This window comes from Anaerolineae bacterium (assembly GCA_011176535.1).
Classification (GTDB): domain Bacteria; phylum Chloroflexota; class Anaerolineae; order Anaerolineales; family DRMV01; genus DUEP01.
In genome coordinates this window covers 1-19113 of sequence record DUEP01000118.1, presented here as the reverse complement: position 1 = coordinate 19113, position 19113 = coordinate 1, and the positions used below count along the sequence as shown (strand labels likewise).

General features: G+C 65.8%; 19 protein-coding genes and 1 tRNA gene. 18 read left to right on the top strand and 2 right to left on the bottom strand.

The window, feature by feature from the left end; genetic code table 11:
• The 4 genes from G4O04_10330 to G4O04_10315 all read left to right on the top strand — a co-directional run.
• Positions 1 to 1596 (top strand): hypothetical protein (locus G4O04_10330; protein HEY58906.1); only part of this gene is annotated, 1596 nt, incomplete at its 5' end.
• 21 nt (positions 1597 to 1617) lie between these two features.
• Positions 1618 to 2307, top strand: coding sequence for a (d)CMP kinase (locus tag G4O04_10325; GenBank protein HEY58905.1), 690 nt, complete (start codon positions 1618 to 1620; stop codon positions 2305 to 2307).
• A gap of 15 nt (positions 2308 to 2322) precedes the next feature.
• A complete protein-coding gene (locus G4O04_10320; protein ID HEY58904.1) occupies positions 2323 to 3009 on the top strand; it encodes a 1-acyl-sn-glycerol-3-phosphate acyltransferase in 687 nt (228 codons plus the stop codon).
• A complete protein-coding gene (locus G4O04_10315; protein HEY58903.1) occupies positions 2978 to 3736 on the top strand; it encodes a 1-acyl-sn-glycerol-3-phosphate acyltransferase in 759 nt (252 codons plus the stop codon). Before G4O04_10320 ends, G4O04_10315 begins: the two co-directional genes overlap by 32 nt.
• Before the next feature lie 246 nt (positions 3737 to 3982).
• Here G4O04_10315 and G4O04_10310 read toward each other — a convergent pair whose 3' ends face one another.
• Entirely contained in the window at positions 3983 to 5593 is a 1611-nt protein-coding gene (locus tag G4O04_10310; protein ID HEY58902.1) for a GMC family oxidoreductase, read from the bottom strand.
• A 221-nt stretch (positions 5594 to 5814) separates the two neighbouring features.
• Between G4O04_10310 and G4O04_10305 the strand changes: the two genes are divergently transcribed.
• From G4O04_10305 to G4O04_10295, 3 genes are read left to right on the top strand one after another with little or no spacing between them, the layout of a single operon-like run.
• Positions 5815 to 6243 (top strand): response regulator, encoded by a 429-nt coding sequence (locus G4O04_10305; protein HEY58901.1) that lies wholly within the window; start codon positions 5815 to 5817, stop codon positions 6241 to 6243.
• 13 nt (positions 6244 to 6256) lie between these two features.
• Positions 6257 to 6646 carry a DUF192 domain-containing protein gene (locus G4O04_10300; protein ID HEY58900.1) on the top strand — a complete coding sequence of 130 codons (390 nt, stop codon included), beginning with the start codon at positions 6257 to 6259 and terminating at the stop codon, positions 6644 to 6646.
• On the top strand, positions 6627 to 8078 hold the full coding sequence (locus G4O04_10295) for a peptidoglycan DD-metalloendopeptidase family protein (GenBank protein HEY58899.1): 1452 nt from the start codon (positions 6627 to 6629) through the stop codon (positions 8076 to 8078). The genes G4O04_10300 and G4O04_10295 overlap by 20 nt, the downstream gene beginning before the upstream one ends.
• A gap of 82 nt (positions 8079 to 8160) precedes the next feature.
• Here G4O04_10295 and G4O04_10290 read toward each other — a convergent pair whose 3' ends face one another.
• Complete coding sequence (locus G4O04_10290) at positions 8161 to 8430, bottom strand: DUF2007 domain-containing protein (protein HEY58898.1); 270 nt, start codon at positions 8428 to 8430, stop codon at positions 8161 to 8163.
• 100 nt (positions 8431 to 8530) lie between these two features.
• Here G4O04_10290 and G4O04_10285 point away from each other — a divergent pair, with 100 nt between their 5' ends.
• The 11 genes from G4O04_10285 to G4O04_10235 all read left to right on the top strand — a co-directional run.
• The gene (locus G4O04_10285; protein ID HEY58897.1) at positions 8531 to 10111 is read left to right on the top strand and encodes a hypothetical protein; all 1581 of its coding nucleotides are present in this window, start codon (positions 8531 to 8533) and stop codon (positions 10109 to 10111) included.
• 27 nt (positions 10112 to 10138) lie between these two features.
• Complete coding sequence (locus G4O04_10280) at positions 10139 to 10573, top strand: hypothetical protein (GenBank protein HEY58896.1); 435 nt, start codon at positions 10139 to 10141, stop codon at positions 10571 to 10573.
• A 15-nt stretch (positions 10574 to 10588) separates the two neighbouring features.
• Positions 10589 to 10661, top strand: a tRNA-Arg gene (locus G4O04_10275).
• Between the two features lie 59 nt (positions 10662 to 10720).
• The gene (tpx, locus tag G4O04_10270) at positions 10721 to 11257 is read left to right on the top strand and encodes a thiol peroxidase (protein HEY58895.1); all 537 of its coding nucleotides are present in this window, start codon (positions 10721 to 10723) and stop codon (positions 11255 to 11257) included.
• A 19-nt stretch (positions 11258 to 11276) separates the two neighbouring features.
• A complete protein-coding gene (locus G4O04_10265) occupies positions 11277 to 11726 on the top strand; it encodes an Hsp20/alpha crystallin family protein (GenBank protein ID HEY58894.1) in 450 nt (149 codons plus the stop codon).
• A 148-nt stretch (positions 11727 to 11874) separates the two neighbouring features.
• Positions 11875 to 14385 carry an endopeptidase La gene (lon, locus tag G4O04_10260; protein HEY58893.1) on the top strand — a complete coding sequence of 837 codons (2511 nt, stop codon included), beginning with the start codon at positions 11875 to 11877 and terminating at the stop codon, positions 14383 to 14385.
• Positions 14386 to 14417: 32 nt separating this feature from the next.
• Positions 14418 to 14798: a response regulator gene (locus G4O04_10255; GenBank protein HEY58892.1), complete on the top strand. Its 381-nt coding sequence runs from the start codon at positions 14418 to 14420 to the stop codon at positions 14796 to 14798.
• A gap of 33 nt (positions 14799 to 14831) precedes the next feature.
• The gene (locus tag G4O04_10250) at positions 14832 to 16526 is read left to right on the top strand and encodes a PHP domain-containing protein (GenBank protein HEY58891.1); all 1695 of its coding nucleotides are present in this window, start codon (positions 14832 to 14834) and stop codon (positions 16524 to 16526) included.
• A 52-nt stretch (positions 16527 to 16578) separates the two neighbouring features.
• Complete coding sequence (locus G4O04_10245; GenBank protein ID HEY58890.1) at positions 16579 to 17553, top strand: GNAT family N-acetyltransferase; 975 nt, start codon at positions 16579 to 16581, stop codon at positions 17551 to 17553.
• A 69-nt stretch (positions 17554 to 17622) separates the two neighbouring features.
• Positions 17623 to 18234: a hypothetical protein gene (locus G4O04_10240; GenBank protein ID HEY58889.1), complete on the top strand. Its 612-nt coding sequence runs from the start codon at positions 17623 to 17625 to the stop codon at positions 18232 to 18234.
• A 473-nt stretch (positions 18235 to 18707) separates the two neighbouring features.
• On the top strand, positions 18708 to 19113 hold a 406-nt coding region (locus tag G4O04_10235), incomplete at its 3' end, for an ATPase (protein ID HEY58888.1).

The following is a 19113-nucleotide window of genomic DNA, read 5'->3' as shown; positions in this document are numbered from 1 at the left end:
TTTCCCCTGGGGGACGCCGAGGCGGCGCTGGCCCTCAAGGCGCTGGCGCTCAGCCAAGGGCAGGGAGGCGCCTTGGGAACGGCGCCCCTGTACGCCCTGTGGACGGCAGCGGTGTTCTTTCTCCTGGGCGCCACGGATTTCACCGCGCGTCTGGTGCCTGCTGTGGTGGGGAGCGCCCTGGTGCTGCTGCCCTGGTGGTGGCGGCGCTGGGTGGGACGTGAGGTGGCCCTGGCACTGGCCTTTGGGCTGGCGGTGGCCCCCACCCTGGTGGGCGTCAGTCGGGTGGCGGATGGCCCCGCCCTGGCCGTGACCTTCACGCTGTACGCGGTCACCTGGGCCGGGTGGCGTCGATGGCCGGGCGCGGTGCTCTGGGCCGGGCTGGCCTTGCTGGCCGGGCCGGCAACCGAGTTGGGCCTGTTGGGGTTGCTTCTCGCCGGAGGGGTGTGGTGGCGCTGGCGGAGGCGTGGGCCGCTGCCTCTCCAGGCACCGCAGGCGGACGAGCCCCCCTCGCATGCCACGCCGTGGCTTTGGGGGGCGTTGGCCTGGGTGCTGGCCGCCACTTTATTGGGCACGGTCCCGGCCGGGCTGGGCGGGATGACCCAGGGCGTGGTGGCTTTTGCCCACGGTTGGGTGGCCGGGAGCGGGGTGCCGTGGTGGGCGCCGGGGCTTGCTCTGTTCCTGGCCGCCCCCTGGGCGTGGGGTTTCGCCGTCCTGGGCGTGGCGCACCCGCGCCCGAAGGCGGACGACTGGCGCGTGGGGGCAGCGTTGTGGGCGGCCGCGGCCCTGGCCGTGGCGACGCTCTATCCGGCCCGTCAGCCTCTGGACGCGGTATGGGCCAGTGTGCCTGGGTGGGCGTTGGCGGTGGACACGGCCCGGCGCTGGTGGCCGAGACGCTTTTCCTGGCAGGTGACGGCTCAGGCCGCCGTGGTGCTGGCCTTGAGCGGGTATCTCTGGTTGAGCAGCGGCCTGGCCTGGCAGCGGGGGCAGGTAGGGTTGTTGGCGCTGTTGGTGCTGATGGCGCTGATGCTCATGGCGACGCTTGCCTTCTGGATGGCCTACACCGCTTCGTGGCGGTCGAGCCTGCAGGGGCTGCTGCTGGGATTGGGTGTGGCGCTGGCCCTGCTGACCTGGCGCGGCGTGGCCCAGAGCGTGCGTTCTCCCCTGGATGTCTTGCGAGGGAGGGCGCGCCCGGCAGATCTGCAGGTGCGCCTGTTGCAGCAAACGGTGGCCAGGGTGGCCGAATGGTCCCATGGTCGGCCTGATACCCTGGAAGTGGTGGCGCTGCAACCGCCGCCTGCCCTGCGCTGGGCCTTGCGTGGGGTGCATTCGGTGCGGGTGGTATCTTCGCTGGGCCCGGAGGATTTGCCGGAATCCCTGCTGACCCCGGCGGACTTTGCCTCCATGGAGAACGGGGCCGCCTACCGGGGGCAGGATTTCCTTTATGCGCGGGCTCCGTTGTGGGTCCGGTTGCAGGGTTGGGACGCCTGGGCACGGTGGTTTTTCTGGGGGCAGGCGCCCCGGGAAGGGGAGCGGGTCCTTTTCTGGGTGCGGGTGGATCGCTTCCCTGGAGGCGCCTGGGAGGGTGGATCGCCGTAATTTCGTTTTGGGAGCAGTGGAATGGGTGTGCCGAAAATCATTGCTATTGATGGCCCTGCGGCCTCGGGAAAGTCCACCCTGGCGCAGCGTTTGGCCGAGGCGTTAGGGTATCTGTATTTCGACACGGGGGTGATGTATCGCGCGGTGACCTGGGCGGCGTTGCAACGGGGGTTGTCGTTGGAGGACGAAGCGGCGATGACGGTGCTGGCCGAGGAGGTGCGCATCGATGTGCGCCCCCCTTCCCAGGCAGACGGGCGGGCTTACGATGTGCTGGTCGATGGTCAGGATGTCACTTGGGCCATCCGACGGCCCCAGGTGGACCGCTGGGTGTCGGTGGTGGCGGCGCACCCCGGGGTGCGTCGGGCCCTGACGGCCCAGCAGCGACGCATTGGGCAGCGGGGCCGGGTGGTCATGGTGGGACGCGATATTGGCACGGTGGTGTTGCCCGAAGCGGATTTGAAGATTTATCTGGACGCTTCGGTGGAGGAGCGGGCCCGACGGCGCTATCAGGAGCGGCGACGGCGAGGCGAAGAGGTGGACTTCGCCGAGGTGCTGGAAAGCATGCGGAAGCGCGACGCGTTGGATTCTTCGCGCGATGTGGCCCCCTTGCGCCCGGCCGAGGACGCGGTGATCATTCGCTCGGACGATCTGGACGCCGACGAGGTGTTGGCCCGCGTGCTGGCCCTGGTGCAGCAACGGCAGGATCCGTGACCCAAGATGAGAGGCATGGCGTACAGGGTGTCCTGGCGGCGGCGATGGGTGCGGGGGGTGTTGCGCTGGGTGTTCCGCGGGGTGTTCCGGCTGCTGTTCCGCCTCCGTTTTGAGGGCTGGGAGCATCTGCCGCGGGAAGGGGGCCATCTGGTGGTGTACAACCATGTCTCTATTCTGGAGCCGCCGTTGCTCCTGGCCTTCTGGCCGCGGCAGGCCGAGGCGGTGGCGGCGGTGGAGGTGTTCCAGCGTTCCTTTCAGCGCACGCTGGTTCGCTGGTACGCGGCGATCCCCGTGCGGCGGGGCGTGCCCGACCGGCGCTTGCTGGATACCATGGTGGCCGTGTTGCGCAGCGGCCTGCCCCTGTTGTTGGCCCCCGAGGGCGGGCGTTCCCATCGGCCGGGCCTGAGGCGGGCCTGGACCGGCGTGGCCTATGTGGTGGACCGCGCTCAGGTGCCCGTGGTGCCCGTGGGGGTGATGGGCAGCACCGATGAGGCCCTCAAGGCGGCCTTGCGCTTCCGGCGGCCGCGGATTGAGGTGCGCATCGGTGAGCCGTTCACCCTGCCCCCCCTGGCGCGTCCCGGCGTTTCGCGCAAGGAGGCCCGCCGGGCCAACGCGGATGCCATCATGTACCGGATCGCGGCTCTGCTTCCCCCGGCCTATCGCGGAGTGTATGGTGAACCTGCCGCCGAAGCCGGTGAGTGAGGTCTGGCGTCCTCATCTGACGCGGCTGCCCGAACGGCATGGCCGTCGGCGGGCCGTGCGCCGGATCTTGCGCTGGGCGGCCCGCCTGGTGGTAGGGCTGGCGTTTGAGGTCACGGTGCACGGATTGGAGCACTATCCCCGGCAGGGGCCAGCCCTGCTGGTCGCCAACCATCTGGGCGATGCCGACGCCGTGGTCGGGCTGGCTTTCTTCCCGGTGCTGCCGGAGGTCTTTGCCAAGGCGGAGTTGGTGGACCTTTTCCCCTGGGGGCAATTGATGGAGGCGTACGGCGTGATCTGGGTGCATCGCGGGCGGCCCGACCGCCGCGCCTTGCGGGCTGGGTTGCAGGCCCTGGCTGAGGGGCGCTTGCTGGCCATCGCGCCGGAAGGCCGCCAGAGCGTGACCGGCGCGCTGGAGCCGGGCACCGAGGGCGTGGCTTACCTGGCGCTCAAAGCCGATGTGCCGGTGGTGCCCATCGCCCTGACCGGCACTCGCAACGCCCAGGTCTACGGCGCGTTGAAGCGCCTGCGCCGCCCCCGGGTCACTTTGACCGTGGGCGCGCCGTTTCGCCTGCAGCCCCCGGCGCATCTCTCCTGGCGGCAGGCGTTGACCTGGGGCACCGAGCGCATCATGTGCGCCCTGGCGCGCCTGTTGCCGCCGGAATATCGGGGGGTGTACGCCTCTTGCGTCGAGTCGGCGCCGGCCTCAGGGGAGCCTCACGGCGCCTGAACCTGGAACTCCAGGGTGCGATCCAACTCCTCCTTGAGGTAAATGTCCATTTTGTAACGGCCCGCGGGTCAGGGATTGCTGTTGCTCAGTTGGAAGGTGAGCGCCCCGCTGCTGGGGGTGAGGGCGTTCTCTTTGATGTTGGCGGTGCTGGCGCTGAACTGGCAGACTAAGGCCTCTGCCCCCAGGGCGGCGAGCATCAATAACAGGAAACGGGGTCCCAGGAGGCGACCTGCAGAGGAGGGCGCCTCATCCCTTCTTGGGTGGAATGCGGCTCATGAGGTATTCCGCCAGGGCGGTGATGGTCAGGCTGGGGTTGACCCCCAAATTGGCCGGCACCACCGAGCCATCGGCCACATAAAGCCCGGGGTAGCCATGCACCTGGCCGTCGGGGCCGACCACGCCCTGGTCGGCGTCCGGGCCGATGGGGCAGCCGCCCAGGATATGGGCGGTGATGGGCATGTTGAGCAGGCTCCCGGCCACGGCTCCGGCGAGCTGTCCACCGCTCAGGCGGGCGAAGCGGCGGGCCACCTCGTGTCCCGCGGGGACGGCGATGGGCACGGTGACGCCCGGCTCGGGCTCCACCACCAGGCCCCGGCGGAAGAGGTAGCGCGGGTGGCGCGTGTAACGCATCCGCAGGCGATTGTCCTCGGTCTGCATGACCAGCAGGATGACCGTGCGTTGTGCCCAGCCGGGTAGCAGGTACAACCGGGCCACATCGAGGGGATGGGTGATCAGGGTGGACAGGGTTTGTAGCCAACGGACCCCTAAGGGACGCGCCGGGTTGGGCAGGGTGGGGGCCGAAAGAAAGCGCAACAGCGAGGAGCCGGCCGGGAAGCGCACCGGTTCGACCCGCGTGGTGGCGTCGGCGCGGAAGATGCTGGTGATGGCGATGCCTTTGGAGTAGTCCACCTGGGCCGTGCGGTGGGTGACCCCCAGCAGTTCCTCGGAGTTCGTGCGCACCTGCTCGCCCAGGCGGGGGGAGAGGCGCGGCAGGGTGCCCAACTCGTCGCGGCAGCGGAAGAGCAGGCGCAAGGTGCCCAACACCCCGGCGGACAGCACCACCTGCCGCGCGCGGACGACGCGCAGCGTGGGGGCCAGCCAGGCCGTGCTCCGGCGGTAGTGCACTTCGTAGCGCGCGCCATCGGGTTGTCCCGGCGGCAAGGGGCGCAGGGCAACGACCTCGCTTTGGGGTTGCACCACGGCGCCCCGCTTCTCGGCCAGGTAAAGGTAGTTTTTGACCAGGGTGTTCTTGGCGTTTTCGCGGCAGCCGACCATGCAGGCGCCGCAGAAGGTGCATCCCTTGCGTGGCGGGCCTTCGCCGTCGAAGTACGGGTCGGGCGCCTCTTCGCCCGGTGGGCCGAAGAACACACCCACGTGGGTGGGGCGAAAGGTGGCCTCTTGGCCCAGTTCGGCGGCCACCTGGCGGAGGGTTTGGTCGGCAGGGCCCAGGCGGGGGTTGGGCGCGACGCCCAACATGCGCTGCGCCGTGGCGTAGAAGGGGCCCAGCACCGCCTCGGGGTCGTCGCCCACAAAACGCCAGGCCGGATGGCGAAAGGCCTCGCTGGGCGGCACCTCGAGCACATTGGCGTAGCCCAGGCTGCCGCCGCCGACCCCGCTGCCGTGCAGAATCATCACCCCGTTGAGCAGGCTGATTTGCAGGATGCCGAAACTGCGCAGTTTCGGGGCCCAGAGGTATTTCCAGAATTGCCAGTTGCTGCGGGCGAAGTCCTCATCGCGGAAGCGTTTGCCCCGCTCCAGAACGAGCACGCGATAGCCTTTTTCGCTCAGCCGCAGGGCGCTCACGCTGCCGCCGAACCCGCTGCCGATGACCACAAAGTCCCAGGTGGTCGCGCTCATCGTGGCGCTCCTGGTGGGAATGGCGCCGCCGCGCCTAGGGAGCCTCTGAGGCGCGAGGGCTTTGTACTACTATAGCATAAATACAGCGTCGGGCCGTCTGGCTTTCGGCGGCGGAGAATCAAGATAAAAATGGCTTCAATCCAACCAGGATTGTGGTAAACTAACATAGCCTGACTCATTCGTGAGGGTTTCACCCAGGGGGAACCCGGAAGGAGGGGTCGATGGTCGCTGAGCGGATTCTTTGTGTGGACGATGAGCCGGAAATGGTGGAGTTGCTGCGCCTGATTTTGGGGCGCAGGGGATACGAGATTGTGGGTGTGTACAGCGGTCAGGAAGCCTTGGAAACGCTGAAAGGCGAATCGGTGGATCTCATTCTCCTGGATTTGATGATGCCGGGGATGGATGGCTGGGAGGTGGTGCGCCGGTTGCGGGCCAATGAGGCCACCGCTTCCATCCCGGTGATCGTGGTGACGGCCAAATCCCAGAATGTGGATCGCGTCCTGGGATTGCACATCGTCAAGGTGGACGATTACATCACCAAACCCTTCACCCCGCGGGAACTGCTGGACGCTGTTCAGCGGGTGTTGAACAAACGCGGTGCGGCGACCGAGAGCGATGACAGCGCCTTGGGGAGCACGGAGAAAGCCTGAACGCAGAGGAATCGTGAGCGTGGCGGGAACCTGGTGGTTGCTGCACAACCGAACATACCCCCTTTCACGGGCGCTTTGGGTGCGCCCGTGCGTTTCGTTTGTTTGTCGCCTGCTGGGCTTGATGGGGCGGGCGCCCTTGCCCGAGGATCGTGGGTTGCTGTTCATTTTCCCCCAGGCGTCGCGGTGGGGGTCGGCGATTCACATGTTCGGTATGCGCTTCGATTTGGCCGTGGTGTGGCTGGATGAGACGCGGCGGGTGGTGGATGTGCGTCTGGCCCGGCGCTGGCGTTCGGTCTGCGTGCCGCGACGCCCGGCGCGTTATGTGCTTGAACTTCCGGTCTCCTGGTTGGAGGCCTTTACCCCCGGTGATGAGGTGACCTGGGATGAGGCAACGAAGTCCTGAGGCCTGGCTGAACCTACTGGGTGCGCTGTGGGTCGTGCTGGTGATGGGGCTCCCGGTTTCGGCGGTGCGGGCTGCCGAAGGCATGCCCACCCCTTCGCCCACGCCCTCTTCCGGTGCCGTTTACGAGGTTCAGCCCGGCGATACGCTGAGCAGCATTGCCTATCGGTTTGGCGTGAGTTTGGACGCGCTGGTGCAGGCCAACGGCCTGGCCGACCCCAACAACCTGCGACCGGGGCAGAAGTTGGTTCTGCCCGGTTTCGAAGGGATCAACGGGGAGTTGACCGCGGTCACCGTGGGCTACGGCGAGACGCTGACCAGCCTGAGCCGGCGCTACCGGGTGCCGTTGCGCACTTTAGAGCGCCTCAATCATCTGGTGAATCCCGAGAGCGTGGTGGCGGGGCAATCCTTTGTCGTCCCGGCGACGGTGGATTCGCCGCCTTTGGCCCGGGTGCAGGTGCGCCAGGAGGAGCCTTTGCAATTGACGGCCACTCGCGCGGGGGTCAACCCCTGGGTGCTGGTGCTGGCGAACGACCTGCCGGGCACCTGGGCGGCCCCACCCCGCGCCGTGCTGGCCTATCCCGCCGAGGGGCAGGAGGCCGACACCCACGCCCCCGGCGCTCTGCCGCCAGGCGTGCTCTCGGTGACCCTGGACCCTACGGCCTGGGTGCAGGGGCGCACGGCAGTCCTGCGGGTGCGCCTGCGGCCCGGCGCAGCCTTAACCTTGGGCGGCGAGTGGGAAGGCCATCCGTTGCATTTCTTCCCCCTGGACGAGAAGGGAGAGACCTGGGTGGCGCTGCAGGGCGTCCATGCCCTGCAGGAGGTGGGGCTGTATCCCCTGGTGTTTACCCTGACCTCGCCGAATGGAGAAACCTTTCGTTTTGAGCAGCGGCTGCAGGTGCGCGCCGGGGATTATGGCTGGGAGAAACTCATTGTCCCCGCCTCCCTGGTCGACCCGGCGTTGAACAAGCGGGAAGAAGAGCAAATCCGCGCTCTGACGACGAAAGCCACGCCCATCCGTTACTGGAAGGGCCCCTTCCAGGCCCCTTCACCGTACCCCAACTGTTTCACTTCCTGGTTCGGCACGCGCCGCGATTACAACGATGGGGCTTACTTCGGCTACCACAGCGGGCTGGATTTTTGCGGCGGCACGGGCACGCCCATCACGGCCCCGGCCGACGGCGTGGTGGTCTTTGCCGGGCCTTTGGAGGTGCACGGTAATGCCATCATCATCGACCACGGCTGGGGGGTGTACACGCTGTACGCTCATCAGCAGCGCATCGAGGTGCAGGTGGGGCATCGGGTGCACGCGGGCGACCTCATCGGTTATGTGGGCGCCACGGGGCGGGTGACGGGCGCCCATCTGCACTGGGAGGTACGGGTGGGCGGCGTCCCGGTGGACCCCGAGGAATGGCTGGAGCGGACCTTCCCTTGAGATGGACGGCGCCCTCGCGGAGATACTGACCCCTTTGTCGGGGGGCGCCGGCCCCTGAGTGGCGTCCCGCCTCTTGGGGGCATCACTCCCCTGGGGAGGCTTCCTCGTCCCTCTGGGCAGCGAAGGTCCCCCGGAGGAAATCGTGATAGACTTGTTCCGCCGCCTCTTTTTGGGAGGCCGGGACGTAGAGTTGCGCCTGGCCCAAAGGCCCCACGGTCAGGCCCAGGGCACGCCCGGCGCCTTCCCGCGCCAGATAGACCGTGAACCCTTGCGCCTCCAGCAGCCCCTGAAGGATTTCGGCTTCCGCCGGTTCCAGCGGTGGTGTCAGAAGTACCCACTGTTCGTTGCTCATCTTTGCGCCTCCTGAATTACGGGCTGGGTTGCCTGGAAGACCCTCCAAACAGGTCAAGGTTGAGTATAATAGAGGAAGCACAAGAATGGGAGAGCGTACCGTGGCCACGACTTGGCGTTTGCGAGAAGATTACTGGGAAACCTTTGAGGTGACGGACGAGGATGTCGAATTCCTCTACCAGCATTTGTTGGAGGAGGAACGCCCGCTATCCCCCGAGGTGCTGGTGGAGGCCCTGGTCGCCGAGCGCCTGCGCCGGGAGCGGGAAGCGTTGGAACAGCGTCGGGCAGGGGACCGGCTCATTTATCTGCCCAAGGAACATTACGAGGTGGGCGCGCAGTTGATCTTCCCCGCCCTGGACTGGGCTGCCGGTGAGGTAGTCGCCGTGCGGCCAGGCCGCAACCCGGAACTGGGCGACTTCGAGGTCATCCGGGTGCGGTTCGCCGATGGCCGCGAGCGAGAGTTCGCCGCGGGGCTGGCCGAGCACCCCCTCAACGAGCCGCCCAAGATGGACGACCAGGGCCCATTGAGCGGGCCGCAGCAGGTGCTCGAGCAATATAGAAAGTCGTTGGTGGCGCGCCTGGAAGAGGCCCTGGGGCAGCACGAAGACTTTGTGCGCATCGCCGGCCGCTGGTTCCCACGCGCCCTGGTGATGGAGGTGAACATCGGCCATCTCAACCTGGCCGAGGCCGTGCTGGATGTGGCCGGTGGCGGGCCGCTGCCCACCCGCGCGATCATGGAGCAAATCGAGTTCCCCACCACGGACAACCCTCACCTGGCCGAGTTCTCCTTCGACCTGGCTTTGCAGGAGGACGAGCGCTTTGACGAGGTAGGGCCGGCGGGGCAGGTCTTGTGGTTCCTCAAGCGGCTGGAGCCGGAGTGGGTGCTGGAGACGCCGCCGTTTTTGCAGTACGAACCGCTGGATTACGACCGCGCGGCCCTGACCAGGGATATGTTGGCCCTGGAAGTGGACCTGGCCGACGAACTCTCCCCGGTGGGAGAAGATGCACCGGAGCAGGACGCGGTCGAGATTACCCTCATCTATCCGCACTGGCGTGCGGGCACATTGCCCCTGGCAGCCAAAGTGCGTCACCTCTTCCCCACGGCGTACGAAGCGCCGCGCATCCGCTTCATCTTGGTTGACGGGGAAACGGGTGAGGAATTCGTCGGCTGGGTGGTGCGGGAAGCCCGCTATGTGTACGGTTTGCGTCCGTGGTACGAGGCCAAGGGCCTCCTGCCGGGGAGCGTTATCCGCGTGCGCCAGGGGCCGGAACCCGGAAAGGTGATCGTGGAGCCTACCAGCCAGCGCACGGTGCGGGAATGGGTGCGCACGGTGTTCGTGGGCAGCGATGATCGCATCGGCCTGCGCCTGTTGCAACAGCGGGTGAACGCAGGGTTCGACGAGCGCATGCTGTTCTATGTGCCTGATGTGGAGGCCATGGATCGGGCCTGGCAACAGACGCAGCGGGAGCGGGTGCCGTTGGAGAAGTTGTTGGTGCGCATGATGCGCGAACTAATGCAGGCCACTTCTCAGCCGCATGTGCACGCCGCCGAATTGTACGCGGCGTTGAACCTGGTGCGCCGCTGCCCGCCAGGGCCGATCCTGGCTTTGTTGGCGTCCCGTCCCTGGTTTGACCATGTGGGCGACCTGTACTACCGCCTGCGGGAATCGGACCTGGCGTGAAAGGTCGGTACGAAGAGGAGGTAACCGGTGACACCCAAGCGACCGATGAGTTTGATCCGGCCCACTTTGGACACGCCGTTTCATGTGGATTTCGCCTGGTGGCAGGAGAACGACCGCGATTGGAAACTGTTCTTGCGCCGTCTGTTGTGCGAGGAGCATCAGCAGTTGCTGGCCGGGACGGCCCATGACGAGGTCATCGATTGGGTGGACCCGGAGACGGCAGAGGTCCATCCGGTGGATGCCCTGCAGCATGTGGTGATGACCCACTGCGCGTTGCAGCCGGGGTTTTTGCAGTCCAATGTGCCCATAGTGGAGTCGATCTTCCGCGTGTTGCTCGCCTCGGGCAACACGCCGATGACGCCTGTAGAGTTAGGGGAGCGGTTGAACCGCCAGCCGCAATTGATTTTGCGCACACTGTCTGGCCCCAGGGTGTATTACGGCATTCGCCCGGTACAGGAGTGAATGAAGTTCGTTCGCGCCCCAGTAGTTCAGCGGATAGAACGCGGGCCTTCTAAGCCCGATGTCGGGGGTTCGAATCCCTCCTGGGGCACCTGGAGCCGACGGGTGGTCGTCGGCCCTCTCTTTTTCCCCTTTGTGTTGGAGGTTCATATGAGCGAAATGGAACGTAAGGGTTTGATCCAGTTCGGCGGCAAGGATGTCACCGTCGTCGGGCCGGACATTCAGGTGGGGCAGGAAGCCCCTGAGTTCGTCGCCACCACCCAGCAGTGGGAGCGCATCCCCGTGCTGGCCTATACCCAGGGCAAGGTGCGGGTCATCGCCGCCGTCCCCTCGCTGGATACGCCGGTGTGCGACCTGGAAACGGACAAGTTCAACCAGGCGGCCACGCAGTTGAGCGAGGACATCATCATCGTTACCATCAGCGCGGACCTGCCCTTTGCCCAGGCCCGCTGGTGCGGCGCCCACGGGGTGGACCCCAACCGGCTCCTGGTGGTCTCGGATCACATGGAGATGGAGTTTGGCCGCAAGTACGGCTGCCTGATGAAAGAGGTGCGCCTGCTGCGCCGGGCCGTGTTCGTGGTGGACCGCCAGAATCGGGTGGTGTACGCCGATTACATGGCCCGCCTGGGCGATGAGCCCAACTACGACGAGGTGCTGGAGAAGGCCAAGAAAGCCCTGGCTGCCTGAGTCCCGCCGGAGGAAGGCCGTGACCATGAGGGATTGGGATGCCGAGATTCGTCGCGCGCTGAGCGCTCCGGAGGAAGAAGGCGCTGCCGGCCCGATATGGCATACCCTTTGGGCCGAGATGCGTTGGGATTTTCGTCCCCATTCCTGGCGGCCTCCCACCGATGTCTTTGAAACCGAGGACGCCCTGGTGGTGCGAGTTGAGGTGGCCGGTATGCGTCCGGGCGATTTTGAGGTGATCCTGCAGCAGCAGATGCTGCGCATTCGCGGCGTCCGCTACGAGCCTGAAGGGGCGCGGGCTTACTACCAGATGGAAATCCCTTTTGGTGAGTTTGAAGTGCTGGTGCACCTGCCGTTCCAGGCTCAGGGTCAGGACACGGAGGCCGAGTATCGCGACGGCTTCCTGCTGGTGCGTATCCGCAAGGCGCGTCCGGTGCGGGTGCGGGTGACCCACACCGACGCGGAAGCCTGACCCTCTTAGGGCCGCTATCCCTCTTTGACAAGGATGAACCACGATGCCGGCTTCGCGCTGGAATGTGAGCATGGAAGAAATCATGGACTGGTTCGCGGAAGATGAGCAGGATTACTGGAAAGCCGTGGGCTCGTTCATCACGCGTTTGATGAGCAGGGGGGAAGAAGAGGAAACCGAAGCCCAGGCCGAGGAACCCCGGGAGGGACAGCCGGAGGTGCCTGAGATTTTGCCCATCCTGCCCTTGCGCGGCGCCGTGGTCTATCCGCAAACCGGCACCCCGTTGACCGTCGGGCAGCCCCGCTCGATCCGCCTGGTGGACGATGTGGTGGCGGGGAACCGCATCCTGGGGTTGGTGGCCGCCAAGGATCCCGAACTGGAAACCCCCGGCCCCGATGACCTGTATCGGGTGGGCACCCTGGCGACCATCCACCGCCTTTTCCGGGCGCCGGACGGCACCATCCGCCTGTTGGTGCAGGGGGTCCAGCGCATCCGCATTGTGGAGTTTGTGCAGGAAGAGCCTTACCTGATGGCGCGGGTCGAGCCGTTGCCCGAGGCGAAGGAAGAGAGCCTGGAGGTGGAGGCGCTGGCCCGGAATGTGCGGGAACTCTTCCGGCGTATCTCCGAACTGGTCTCCTCCATTCCCCAGGAACTGGTCTCCTCCATCCTGGCGCTGGAGGACCCGCTGCAGACGGCCTACACCGTGGCGAATTTCCAGCGCATGAGCCTGGAGGATGCCCAGGCCATCCTGGAACTGGACGCGGTGGTCGACAAACTGCGCCGCCTGGTGGGCATTCTGGCCCGCGAGGTGGAGGTGCTGGAGTTGGGCCAGAAGATTCAAAATGAGGCCCGTTCCGAAATCGAGAAGATGCAGCGGGAGTACTTCCTGCGCGAGCAGTTGAAGGCCATCAAACGGGAGTTAGGCGAGGAGGACGAACAGGCCGTCGAGGTGCGCGAATTCCGCGAGAAAATCGAGGCCGCCGGGATGCCCCAGGAGGCCAAGAAGCAGGCCTTGCGCGAACTGGATCGGCTTTCCCGCCTGCCGGCCGCCGCGGCCGAGTATGGGGTCATTCGCACCTACCTGGATTGGCTGGTCTCCCTGCCCTGGTCGAGCCTCACCGAGGACAACCTGGATATCGCCCACGCCCGGGAGGTGCTCGACCACGACCACTATGGCCTGGAGGATGTGAAAGAGCGCATTCTTGAGTTCCTGGCCGTGCGCAAGTTGCGCCTGGAACGCCAGGAGGAACTGGAGGCCCAAGCCTACGAGGACGACATTCGCCTGGAGCGGGAAGGTGCCATCCTCTGTTTCGTCGGCCCGCCAGGCGTGGGTAAGACCTCCCTGGGGCGGTCCATCGCCCGTGCGTTGGGGCGTAAGTTCATCCGCGTTTCCCTGGGCGGCGTGCGGGACGAGGCCGAAATCCGCGGCCACCGGCGTACCTACATCGGCGCCATGCCGGGCCGGATCATCCAGGCGCTGCGTCGGGTGGGTACGCGCAACCCGGTCTTTATGCTCGACGAGGTGGACAAACTGGTCTTCGACTTCCACGGCGACCCAGCTTCGGCCCTGCTGGAAGTGCTGGACCCGGAGCAGAACCGGGAGTTCCGCGACCATTACCTGGAGGTGGCCTTCGACCTCTCCCAGGTCTTTTTCATCACCACGGCCAATTACCTGGACAACATCCCTGCCCCCCTCCGCGACCGCATGGAAATCATCCATCTCTCGGGGTACACCGAGTCCGAGAAGATGGAGATTGCCAAGGGCTACCTGATTCCCCGTCAGTTGCGGGAAAACGCCCTACGGCCCGAGGAGATCGAATTCACCGACGAGGGGCTGCGCACCATCATTCGTTCCTACACGCGCGAGGCCGGGGTGCGCAATCTGGAGCGACAAATTGGAGCTGTGTGCCGCAAGGTGGTGCGCCGCATCGCCGAGGGGCAGACGGAGCAAGTGGTTGTCACCCCTGAGGTGGTGCGCGAGTTTCTGGGGCGGCCTCGCTACTTTGGCACCGAAGAACTGGCGCGTCGGGTGTCCATCCCGGGAGTGGCCATCGGGTTGGCCTGGACCCCTGTGGGCGGGGACATCCTGTTTGTCGAAGCCACGGCCATGCCGGGGAGTAAAGGGTTCATCCTCACCGGCTCCCTGGGCAAGGTGATGGAAGAGTCGGCCCGCGCCGCCCTTTCCTATGTCCGCTCCCGGGCCAGGGCGCTGGACCTGCCGCCCGACTTTTTCGAGAAGCACGATATCCACCTGCATGTGCCCGCCGGGGCCCAACCCAAGGATGGGCCCAGCGCCGGGGTAACCATGGTCACCGCATTGGTCTCCTTGGTATCGGGGCGTGTGGTGCGCCCGGAAGTGGGCATGACGGGCGAAATCACCCTGCGCGGCCTGGTGCTCCCCGTGGGCGGCATCAAGGAGAAGGTGCTAGCCGCTCATCGCGCCGGCCTGAAGACGGTGATTTTGCCTCAACGCAACGAAGCCGATCTGGAAGACCTTCCCGAAGAGGTGCGGGAGAGCCTGCAATTCGTGTTCGTTGAGACCGTGGATGAGGTCTTGGCGGCGGCGCTGGAACCCGCACCCTCATCTCCGTCGGAGGAACCGACCAACGATCAGGAACGGGCAAGCGAGCGCGCTCCCGTCCCCCAGGAAGGGGACGCTTGAAGGATCAAGGGATACCCGGTGAGAAAATGGCCATGCCGAAGGTGATGTTGATCGAAGACAACGCCTCCCTGCGCGATTTGATGGCCTTTTTGTTGCAAATGGAGGGTTTTGAGGTGGTGTTTGGGCCGACCCAGCCTGAGGCCGTCCTGGAGGCGTTGCATCGCACCCGGCCGGATGTGGTGATCATGGATGTGCATTTGAGGGGGCATCAGGCCACCGGATTGGAAGTGGTCCGCGCGGTGCGCCAGGATGATGCCTTGCGGGGGGTGCGTTTTATGTTGATCTCGGGCATGGATTATTCCCGGGAGGCCGCCCAAAGCGGGGCGGACGCCTTTTTGAGCAAGCCTTTCATGGGGGATGAACTCATTGCCAAAGTCCGGTCGTTGGTGCAAGCCCCTCCGTCGGTAACTTAGGAGCGAACCGTGGCACGACGGAAGAAAAAATCCATGCAGTGGTATGCCATGGATTTGCATTTGCATACCCCTGCTTCGCAAGACTATCAACAGCCGGAGGTTTCCTTCCTGGATATTTTGCATCAGGCCGAGGCTAAAGGGTTGCACATCATCGCCTTCACCGATCACAACACCGTGGCCGGTTATCGCCGGATGCAGGAAGAAATCCAGCAACTGGAGTGGCTGGAATCCCTGAACCGCCTGCTCCCTGAAGAGAAACGCCGTCTGGAGGAATATCGCCGCCTGCTGAAGAAAATTTTGGTGCTCCCCGGATTTGAGTTCACGGCGACCCTGGGGTTTCACATCCTGGGGATCTTCCCGCCCGACAAGCCGGTTCGCGAGATCGAGCACCTGTTGCTGGACCTCCACATTCCGGCCGAGAAACTGGACGAGGGCTCGGCCGAGGTGGGGGCCACCAGCGATGTGCTCACCGCGTATCGGGTGATCCACGAGGCGGGCGGGCTGGTCATCGCCGCCCATGCCAATTCGAGCAACGGTGTGGCCGCCCGCAATGTGCCCGGCCAGACCAAGATTTCCTACACTCAGGACCCCAACCTGCACGCTTTGGAGGTCACTGACCTGGAGAAGAAAGGGCGGCACACCACCCAGGCCTTCTTCAGCGGAACCAAGCCGGAGTACCCGCGCCGGATGCACTGCATTCAGGGCTCCGACGCCCACCGGCTCACCGGAAAGGGCAAGAGCCTGGGGGTGGGAGATCGGGCTACCGAGGTCCTGCTGCCCGAGGTGAGTTTCCAGGCCCTGAAGGGCTTGTTCCTCTCCAACGACTTTGCCCGCCACAGGCCATATCGCGCCAAGGAGCAGATGGACTTCATCCAGCAGGCGCGGGAGGAAGGGTCGAACATCGTCCAGGGCTTCCACGAGCAGATGACCGTCCGCGGCGGGAAACTCTACGCCATCATCGCCGATGTGTGCGCCTTTGCCAACACCAACGGCGGTACGCTGTACATCGGTCTCAGCGCGGACCCCAAGAAGCCGCCGGTGGGCATCGACAACCCGGAGCAGGCCATGGCCCGTCTGGAGGCCGAGATCGCCAAACGCATCACCCCACCGCTGGAGGTGACGGTGGATGTGCACGAGACGCAGGGCAAGAAGGTGCTCCGGGTGCTCGTGCCGCGCGGCGACGATCCGCCTTATGCCGTGGACGACAGCAAGATTTATGTGCGCTCGGAAGGGGAAACCGGGCTGGCCGTGCGGGACGAGATCGTGGGGTTGGTGCTGCGGGGCATGCGCGAAAAAGCGGGCGCCGAACCCCCCGCCGAGGTCCTGCCCGGCACCACCGGGCAGCCTGCCGCGCCGACGTCGGACGCCGAACTCCCCCGCACGGGGGTCGAGGTGGTCGCCGTGGAAGAGCGGGAAGGGGCGAAGTATTACACCCTGCGCGATTTGCGCAACGGCAATGTGGTCAAGAATGTGACCCGCGCTTCGGCGCGGCGGCTGTGGCATTACGCCATTTCGCGCTACGGGCAGTTGCCCAAGGATTGGGGCAAGGCCAAACTGGAGTGGCAGGGCGACCGGGCGGTGTTGCGCAAGTACAAGCAGGGCAAACGCTGGCGTTATGACCTGGTCTGGCGCTCCCCCCAGGGCCAGGGGGTGCGCGTGTTCTTCGGCGTCACCGAGGACGGCATCGTGGGGCCGTGGAAGGCAGTGGTGGGGTTGGAGGATCAGTAGCCAGCCGTCCGTTGCCCGTAGCGATGAGAGACCCTTACCGCAGGTGCAACCCATGAAGGAAGCCTTGGCCGAGTTTACCTTGCGCACCTTTCGCTTTCCCGAGGATTACCAGGCCGTGTACGACTTGTGGTCGCGGGCCGGGCCGGGCATCCAGTTGCGCAAATCCGACGAACCCGAAGAGATCGCCAAGAAGTTGCAGCGCGACCCGGACCTGTTCTTAGTGGCCGAGGCCGAGGGACGCATCATCGGCGCGGTGATGGGTGGGTTTGACGGTCGGCGCGGGTTGATTTACCACCTGGCCGTGGACCCCGCCTTCCGCCGTCGGGGCATCGGCTCGACGCTGATGGCGGAACTAGAGCGTCGGTTGGTCGCCAAAGGCTGCCTGCGCGCCTATCTGCTGGTGACGGAGGAGAACCAGGAGACCATGGCCTTTTACCGCCGTTTGGGGGTGGGAGATCATGCCCATGGTGACTATGGCGAAGACTTTGGTGGAGGAGCAATGCGCGTAGCCATTCTGACCGTTTCAGACCGTGCCTACCGTGGCGAGCGGGAGGACCTTTCCGGCCCGGCGCTGGCCGAGGCGGTGCGCGCCCATGGCTGGGAGGTGGCGCAGACCGCCGTGCTGCCCGACGAGTTGGGTTTGCTGCGCGACACGCTGGCCGCCTGGGCCGACGGCGGGGCCTACGACATCATCCTCACCACGGGCGGGACGGGTTTTGCCCCGCGGGATGTGACGCCGGAGGCCACCCTGGCCGTGGTGGAGAAGCAGGCGCCGGGGCTGGCCGAGGCCATGCGCGCGGCCAGCCTGCAGGTCACGCCGCACGCCATGCTCTCGCGGGCTGTGGCGGGCATTCGGGGCCGCACGTTGATCGTCAACCTGCCGGGCAGCCCCAAGGCGGCGGTGGAGAATCTGGCGGTCATCGCGCCGGTGTTGCCCCATGCGGTGCAGTTGTTGCGTGAGGCCCCGGAGGCCGAAGCAGGGCACCACCATCATCACCATCACCAACCCAAGGGGGGACGTCCGTGACCACCCGGCCTCCCCTCCCCCTTCGCCCTGCCGCAACCTGGACGCGGACAAAATTGTGCGAGCACCACGGTGCTTTGCCGACGCATTGAGGAGCGCTTTCCGGAGCGGGGGCTGCACCGGGTGTGCCTGGACCTGCTGAGGGTGGCCCAGGAGGCCGAAGAACGCGCCCGCTGGGTGGGGGCCCGCCCTCATTGGCCCATTTGTTTGCCCAATGCGCTGGTCATGGCGACGCTGATCTGGCTGTTGGGCGCGTTGCTCCTCAGCGTGCACTTTGACGTTGGGGCCCTTTTCGCCCTCAGCCCGGCCGATTTTCTGCAAACCCTGGAGGCGGGCCTCAACGATCTGGTGCTCATCGGCGCGGCGTTGTTTTTCTTCGGCTCCTTGGAGACGCGCTTTAAACGGGCCCGCGCACCCCTTCTTCCCCCCCGCGAGGAGTTTTCCCTTTTCGAACTTTCCCGTTACCTGGATTACTGCAGCGAGATGTTGGCCCTGATCGGCAAAATCGCCGCCCTATACCTGCAGGAATTCCCCGACCCGGTGACCTCTGCCGCGATGAACGAGATCGAGAAGTTGACCATGGGCCTCTCGCGCAAAATCTGGCAAAAGATCTCCATCCTGCAATCTTGGAGGAACTGCGGCGAGGTGGGAATGAGGCGTAGGGCGTGGAGTCGTGGGTCGTGAGGTCGTAGAGTCGGAAAGTTGTGGGGGCTTTTGGAGGGGCGCCCTGGTTGTCCGGTTGAAACTGCACCCACGATTACAAAGCCGCCCTATGGCGGCTCAGAGCCCGCGCAGGTAGACTTCGCAGCCGTGGCCCACCAAAAGCCCCTCTCCCGCCGGGAGAGGGGTTTGAGGTGAGGGCGTGAGGGTAGAGGCACAAAGGATGCGCTCACCTCACCCCCGGGCTCCGCTGATGCTCCGTTCGCCCCCTCTCCTCTCCCAGAGGGCGAGGCGAGAGGGCGGCGCTTTGACTGGGCTTAGTGTGCCCGCGATTTGAGTCGTCGGGCCGCGGTCGTTGCGTCGTAGGTCGGGGGGCGTTAGGTTGTCGTCGTGGCGTCATTGCGTCGGGCCATCGCACACCGTACCTCGCACCCTGCACCTGACACCGGGCACAGGGCATATTACAATATCCCCATCCCACCACGGAGACGGAGGCCATGCAACGCTTGCTCGCTTTGTTGCAACGGCTCGACGGACGGGGCTACAAGGTCTACAAGGAACTGCGCGGGGAGTACGCCTTCCCCGACTTCACCTTAACCATCGACCATGTGCAGGGCGACCCCTTTGCCGCGCCCAGCCGGGTGCGTGTGTTCGTGCCGCAGCGGGTGGCCGGGTTCCCGTCCGAACTCTACGCCAACGCCAGCCGGCGGGTGGGGCTGGAGCACTACCTGGCCGAGGTCTTCGCCCAGGCAGCGCAGCGGGTCGCCCGCCGACGGGGTACGGGCCACAGCGGCGAGATCCGCTTGAGCGCGCCGGGTCAGCAGGTGCTGCCCCGCACCGCCGTGCGGGTGAGCGAGGCCGGGGTCGAGGCCCGCTTCACCGTGGGCCTGCCGGCCGCCGGGC